Annotated in this window: 10 protein-coding genes; 5 read left to right on the top strand and 5 right to left on the bottom strand. The window is 44.6% G+C overall.

From position 1 onward, the window contains the following. Positions 1-114 (top strand): transposase (locus tag PX481_RS26320; protein WP_287627018.1); only part of this gene is annotated, 114 nt, incomplete at its 5' end. Between the two features lie 114 nt (positions 115-228). Here the strand turns inward: PX481_RS26320 and PX481_RS26315 are convergent. Continuing rightward, a complete protein-coding gene (locus PX481_RS26315) occupies positions 229-933 on the bottom strand; it encodes a hypothetical protein (protein ID WP_288096893.1) in 705 nt (234 codons plus the stop codon). A 296-nt stretch (positions 934-1,229) separates the two neighbouring features. Here PX481_RS26315 and PX481_RS30255 point away from each other — a divergent pair, with 296 nt between their 5' ends. Continuing rightward, positions 1,230-1,514, top strand: coding sequence for a DUF6888 family protein (locus PX481_RS30255; RefSeq protein WP_002759082.1), 285 nt, complete (start codon positions 1,230-1,232; stop codon positions 1,512-1,514). Beyond that, positions 1,511-1,747: a DUF6887 family protein gene (locus tag PX481_RS26310; protein ID WP_223212995.1), complete on the top strand. Its 237-nt coding sequence runs from the start codon at positions 1,511-1,513 to the stop codon at positions 1,745-1,747. The genes PX481_RS30255 and PX481_RS26310 overlap by 4 nt, the downstream gene beginning before the upstream one ends. A gap of 218 nt (positions 1,748-1,965) precedes the next feature. Here PX481_RS26310 and PX481_RS26305 read toward each other — a convergent pair whose 3' ends face one another. The 3 genes from PX481_RS26305 to asnS all read right to left on the bottom strand — a co-directional run bounded on the left by PX481_RS26305 (position 1,966) and on the right by asnS (position 4,261). Next, on the bottom strand, positions 1,966-2,193 hold the full coding sequence (locus tag PX481_RS26305; RefSeq protein WP_002735928.1) for a hypothetical protein: 228 nt from the start codon (positions 2,191-2,193) through the stop codon (positions 1,966-1,968). Next, positions 2,181-2,483 carry a hypothetical protein gene (locus tag PX481_RS26300; protein WP_002759084.1) on the bottom strand — a complete coding sequence of 101 codons (303 nt, stop codon included), beginning with the start codon at positions 2,481-2,483 and terminating at the stop codon, positions 2,181-2,183. The genes PX481_RS26305 and PX481_RS26300 overlap by 13 nt, the downstream gene beginning before the upstream one ends. Positions 2,484-2,896: 413 nt before the next feature. Next, on the bottom strand, positions 2,897-4,261 hold the full coding sequence (gene asnS / locus PX481_RS26295; protein WP_288096891.1) for an asparagine--tRNA ligase: 1,365 nt from the start codon (positions 4,259-4,261) through the stop codon (positions 2,897-2,899). A 201-nt stretch (positions 4,262-4,462) separates the two neighbouring features. Between asnS and PX481_RS26290 the strand changes: the two genes are divergently transcribed. Then, entirely contained in the window at positions 4,463-4,858 is a 396-nt protein-coding gene (locus PX481_RS26290) for an NINE protein (protein WP_002759086.1), read from the top strand. After that, positions 4,858-5,388 (top strand): ComEA family DNA-binding protein, encoded by a 531-nt coding sequence (locus PX481_RS26285; RefSeq protein ID WP_002759087.1) that lies wholly within the window; start codon positions 4,858-4,860, stop codon positions 5,386-5,388. The genes PX481_RS26290 and PX481_RS26285 overlap by 1 nt, the downstream gene beginning before the upstream one ends. Before the next feature lie 198 nt (positions 5,389-5,586). On the opposite strand, the gene PX481_RS26280 is transcribed toward PX481_RS26285, so the two are convergent. Then, positions 5,587-6,677, bottom strand: a 1,091-nt coding sequence (locus PX481_RS26280) for a DNA gyrase C-terminal beta-propeller domain-containing protein (protein ID WP_288096888.1), incomplete at its 5' end; no start/stop codon positions are given.

The following is a 6,677-nucleotide window of genomic DNA, read 5'->3' as shown; positions in this document are numbered from 1 at the left end:
GTGGTCGAGGGAATCAACAATAAACTTAAACTAATAAAACGGAGAGGCTATGGCTTGAGAAACTTTCGGAATTTTTGGGTTAGAAGTATGTTATCTTGGCATCTTGTATGTTGATTTAGCATAAAGGGTAACGAAGAGCCGATAAACAAAACCTCCTGATATAGCATTTCCAAAACCTGCCAACTGAAGTGAAACAAATCTTCCTAAAACTTCCACTAGAAGCCTACGTTACCCGTGACGCTTTTTTGCAACCCTCCAAAAACCCAAGAGACCAAATCCCAATAGTCCGCCGATAGCTCTTGGCTCGGGAATATTCGGGTTATTCGGGTTATTCTTCGCATTACCGAATCGCAAATCGTCAAAGCCCAGAATGTCGTCGGTGCCGTTGAACGTGATGCTGGAAATCTGGTTCCCAAAATCGATGAAGCCGAAGAATGCGCCGCCCCCATTAATGGCAGGCGGCATATTGAGCGTTGTAGTAACGGATGATCCATCCGTGTACACGATGGTTTGCTGCGGTACGAGATTCGTTTGCAAGCCATTTACATAGAAGCCAAACGAATCCACTGGGTTGGTGAAGCTGAATGTCACCGAACCACCTACGAGAAGCCTGAAGAAAGCACCGCCAGGGGTAGTATTGAACCCGCATAACGCACCGCAGCCCGAGTTGTTGGTTGTGCTGCCGCCGGTAATGGTCACGTTGGGGGGCAACGCTGACTCAAAGTCAACGATGGAAATGGCACCAGCCACAGAATCAAAAGCCGCAGCCGCCGCAAGGGAATTAACCATCTGTGCCAGCGAACTGACGTTGTTGTCCGACCCTGAGTAAACGACGGGTGCTGCTTGCGCTGGTATGCAGGTCTCTATACCAGCTATAACGCCAAATACGGCAGCGGCAGAAGTCAAAGTCTTTGTGATACTGTTGTCGTTCACTTTTATTTACCTCAATCAGATAACATAGCGGTTTTCATAGAAGCGAGTCTCCACCGATGGACCCCAACAGACAACACCTGTTGCCGGGGGAATCTATTTTTAGAATGATTTTAATAACACCAAAGGGAGATAGCAGAAGCATACACACTCCCCCCCCCACAACTGTATCAAAAGCTACAATTTAATAAATCTTTATATTTCTCTCCCTAGCTTAGGGGTTGACAGAGCAGGGAGTCTCAGGTGTTTTCCTCTGTTTTACTGCTTCTCAGGTGAACTATCGTCTTCCTTGAGTTATTGTGGCGCGGTCTGTCGGATTCGTCTTTGCGTTCATCTCTGTCTCGAAGTTGTTGAAGCAGATTCTCTATTTTGTTATAATTAGTGTCATTCGTTCGGTTTTGGGAGGGAAAAATATTCCGACACTTGCACAACTCTTACAATGTTATACCCTATCTTGTTGGGCAACAAGGTTTTATTTACCAATTAACTTAATAAGATTGGATGAGCGTACTAAAAATATTTTCATGTTAATTGGTGAAGGTATTGAGATTGAAATTAAACCTAATGGACAATGGATAAAATGAATCAAAAACCTAATTTTAAAACTATGACCTCTCAAGAATTAAAAAGTTATGTATTATCTCATCGTGAGGATGACGAGGCTTTTTATGCTTATGTAGATAAGGTAAATGAAAGAAAAGATCGAGTAGTTTATCCACCTTTAAACTCCTTAGAAGATCTGGAAAAATATCCCGAAGTTATTGAACAAATGCGTCAAGATTCCCGTCATAATTTTCAGCAAAATGAGTTAACTTAGATACAGTGCGATCGCACTCTCTCGCAGTCAGGTCAAGCAATAGCCCAACCCAAGACAGAAGGAGGATAACAGCACAGCACACACCCCCCACAACTGTATCAAAAGCTACAATTTATAAATCTTTACATTTCTCTCCCTGGCAGCTATCCACCATGAAACCCATCCTCAACGCCCAGATGATTTCGGAAGTTAGAGGACAACCAGAATCACGACCAATATCAACGGACGGGACTCAACTGCCCCAGTTCAACGCTCACTGCATCAAAGCGATTGTCCCCAGGGCGATAGGAGAGAATTTCCAAGCCAATCGGCTCGCCACTGGTGGAATCCTTAATCAAAATCACCCCATCCCCCAGTTCAGTACAAATCTGCTCCTTTCTGGGTTGCTGCCAGAAGACAGTCAGTAATTCCGTTTCCGGTTCATAGAAAACTTTTACTTGAGCCATAGCATTTCCCCTTCTTTAATCCCATCGGTTTGGTAGGCAGTAATCAAGAACCCATCTCCATTTAAACGCCGAGCCACTGCCACAACCCAACGTTTTTCCTGTCGCTGGCGATAAAATAGCAGCACCCCAGCATCGTGGCTACTGCGTCGAATTTCATCTGGTGAAGCTAGGGTAAGGGTCACTAATTCCTCCAACTCCTCAAGGTCAGGATGTTTGCCCATTAGCCTCTGCCAATAACCTTCTGAAGTTCTAACTGTAAATCCCAAAGGGGTAACAACTTCAAATTTCATTCCCAATCATGGATAGGATTCTCGTTTCGGTGTTCGATAAATATAGTGGTCGTGTTGCCGATGCTCAATCTTCAATTCCTGAATCTACAAGACAATTGGCAATGAGTTGGTCAAATTGCTCCCAATCTTCACTATCCCATGATGAATTATCATTTGATGTAGTATTTTGAGCGGATTCGATAAAGGTAATAATAACCGATTCTCCATACAACCACACATACTATCCCCCGTAACTGTATTTTAAGCTACAATTTAATAAATCTTTACATTCCTCCCTTCAGATTTTGGGGTTTTTGGGGAGTTCAAGAGCTTGGACTTGTACAACTTTATTGTACAAGTCTCCAAAGACCAAGCAAATTAGCGCTAAAAGCTCAAGGATTACAACTTTTCTCCCGTCGATCCTAGACATCAACCTAAAAGTCGGCACTTAAAGGGGTACGGGGGAAAGGAATCACATCGCGAATATTGGTCATTCCCGTCATGAATTGTACCAGACGCTCGAATCCTAAACCAAAACCAGCGTGGGGAACGGAACCGTAGCGACGCAGATCTAAATACCACCACAAATCATCGGGATTCATTCCCTGTTCCTGCATTCTTTGGATTAATACATCTAATCGTTCTTCCCGTTGGGAACCGCCGATAATTTCGCCGATCTTGGGTGCTAAAATATCCATAGCGGAAACGGTTTTATTACTGTCATCTAGACGCATATAAAAAGCTTTGATTGTCTTGGGATAATTGGTGACAATCACGGGTTTTTTAAATAGTTCTTCCGCTAGATAACGTTCGTGTTCTGACTGTAGATCTACGCCCCATTCTACCGGAAACTCGAACTGACGATCAGCTTTTTCTAATAACTCGATCGCTTCGCTGTAGGTAATCCGGCCAAACTCACTATTAACGATATTCTCGGCCGTACTTAACACCGTTTTATCGATACGTTCGTTAAAAAACTGCAAATCTTCGGGACAATTTTCTAAAACGAATTTAAAGATATATTTCAGAAAAGCTTCCGCTAAATCCTGATCTCCTTCCAAGTCACAAAAAGCCATTTCCGGTTCCACCATCCAAAACTCGGCCAGATGACGGGAAGTATTAGAATTTTCAGCGCGAAAAGTCGGGCCAAAAGTGTAAACATTAGATAAAGCCATGGCCATTACTTCCGCTTGTAATTGTCCACTGACGGTTAAATAGGCCCGTTTACCAAAGAAATCCTCGGCAAAATTGGCGGGTTTTTTTAAATCTAAACTGGTGACAGTAAATAATTCTCCCGCACCTTCGCAGTCGTTAGCGGTAATAATGGGAGTATGTACCCAAATAAAGCCCTTTTCTTGGAAAAAAGTGTGGATAGCGGTAGCGCAAGCGTTTCTAACCCGCATTACTGCTCCTAGGGTGTTGGTTCTTGCTCGCAGATGGGCAATAGTTCTCAGAAATTCAAAGGAATGACGTTTCTTTTGTAGGGGATAATCCGGGGGACAGTCACCATAAAGGGTGATTTCGGCCGCTTTTAACTCGATATTTTGCCCTTTACCCGGGGAAAGAACCAAATTTCCCGAAACAGCGATCGCTGTTTCCGTACTAATTGTCTTTAGTACATTTTCATAATCGGGTAAAGTCGGTTCGAGGATAACTTGTAAGTTGGCTAGGGATGAGCCATCATTAACTTCCAGGAAAGTAAATTCTTTTAATTCTCGTTTTGTTCTCACCCAACCCTGCACGGTGACGGATTGATCCGGTTGTCCTGTTTGAAAGATTTCCTTGATTCTGCTAGTCATTGCTTATCCCTATGTTAAGTGGCTGAGTGGAATTAAATATAAGATGAACGTAGGTTGGGTTGAAGCATGAAACCCAACGCCAGATTATGTTACGCTACCGCTAACCCATCCTACAAATAATTGTGTCTCCCTACTTAGAACCAAAGAGTATTTTAGAATAGAAAGTCCAGATCAGGCTAAAATCAATCTCGAACAGGTGTCATGCTTCTGGTGGAAAAATTATTAAGTAAGCCCAAAAGCCGTAAATTAGCGATTTTTTTGGCTTTTATCGGCAGCATTCTCGCTTTACCCTTTCCTATCGCCGGTATTCATAAATTCTATCTCGGTCAACCTCTCTGGGGAATTATTTATCTTCTGCTCTGGCAAACTCCGATTCCCCGGGTGGCTTGCGCGATCGATGCAGTGTGGTATTTAATCCAAGATAACCAATTTTTGGCTAACTATTTTCCCACTGCCACCGCTGCTGCCACTGTCCCCAGTTTAGAGCCTAAACAAGTAGAGGCGATCGGGGCAGCTTTAAGGGAATTAGAGCGCCTCCGGCAAGAAGGATTAATTTCTGAGTACGAATTTGAAGAAAAACGGCGACAACTACTATAATGACACCGCAAAACTGGTTAGGGCGCACTTTTAACCCTTTAAAAGCCAAAATTAGCAATGATCCCTATTATCGCTTTCGTTCCCTCGATGAGATCGCTATGGCGGCGCAATTGGGCATTAAAATTAATGTCAGTCAAGCGGGTGTGGATGATTGGCTGCGATTGCCGGGGATATCCATCCATCAAGCGCGAATGTTGGTGGAATTGTCGGGTATGGGGGTAGAATTGCTTTGTCTCGAAGATCTAGCGGCTGCTTTGAGTGTTCCTGTGGCTAGATTGAAAGCTTGGGAGCCGATTCTAGAATTTGCCTATTATAGTCGGGAAAGTCACCTCGCACCCCCTAAAATCAATCCTAACACCGCTTCGATCGAGCAGTTAACCACCTTACCCCTGATCAGCGATAATTTGGCAGCTGCCATTATTAAAAACAGGGAAGAACAGGGATTATTTAAGAATATTGTGGATTTTAAAGGGCGTTTATCCCTAGACGCTCAGGAAATCTCCCAATTAATGCACTTTTTCCAGTTTTAATCCCAAATACTCAGAACAGGAGACAGGAGACAGGAGACAGGAGACAGGAGACAGGAGATAGGAGTCAGGAGATAGGAGTCAGGAGTCAGGAGATAGGAGATAGGAGACAGAAGATTAGTTTTATTTATTCTCCCCACACCCCACACCCCACACCCCACACCCCACACCCCACACCCTACACCCCACCAACAAACTTTTCTAAATGTCTTCAGATTCCTCGCCATCATTAGGGGGAACTAGGGCCACCGCAGCGATCGCATCGTCCTCATCGAGTTTTTGTACCCGGATGCCTCCGGCCGATCGCGATTGAGGAGTAATAGCATCGACGGATTGACGGATGATAATACCCCGTGCGGTGATAATCATAAATTCCTCGTGGGGGTTAACAACGTGCAGAGCCGCTAATTTATCGTTCTTTTTGCGGAATTTAATCACTCTGACTCCTAATCCCGCCCGATTTTGCAGACGTAGGAGGGTAACGGGAACCCGTTTTCCTAGTCCTGCCATGGTAATCGCTAACACCCAGGGGCCATTATTAGCCACTTCGGGGTTAATTTCTTCGCTTTCGTCCTCGGTTTCTTCTTCGTTAGATTCAGCGATTTGGGCGACAATTTGACTAGGCAGGATGTCCATACTAATTAATTCGTCACCTGAGCGCAATTTCATCGATTTTACGCCTTTAGTTGCCCTTCCCAAGGAGCGCAATTGTTGACTATCGGCCTTAAAATGAATGGCCATCCCCTGACGAGAACCGATAATGACGCTATCTTCCTCTTTGGCCAAGCGAACCCAACGTAGTTGATCACCGTCTTCGAGAGAAATGGCGATTAAACCGTTCGATCGAATATTACTAAAGGCAGCGAGGGCGGTTTTCTTGATAAATCCCTTTTGTGTGAGCATAATCAGGTAATTATCCTCGCTGAACTCGCTGACTGCCACCACCGAGGTGATTTTCTCCCCTTTGGGAATCTCTAACAGTTGCACGATGGGAACGCCGCGAGCGGTACGGGAACCGGTGGGGATATGATAGGCGTTGAGACTATAGACAACCCCGCGATCGGTGAAAAAGAGGACGCTATCGTGATCGCGGCAGGTGATAAAGTGATCGATGCCGTCGTCTTCTTTCATTTTTGCGCCAGCTTTGCCCCTTGTCGCCCGATTTTGGGACTCAAAGGTATTAACGGGCATTCTTTTGATGTAACCCTGTTCGGTGACGAGAATTAAGGCTTGTTCGTTGGCAATCAGGTCAGTTTCGGCGATTTCTCCTTCCCGTTGTTCAATATGAGTGC

The organism is Microcystis sp. M53603_WE2 (assembly GCF_030065435.1).
Note: the sequence above shows the minus strand (reverse complement) of the source record. Positions and strands in the feature narration are given on the sequence as shown.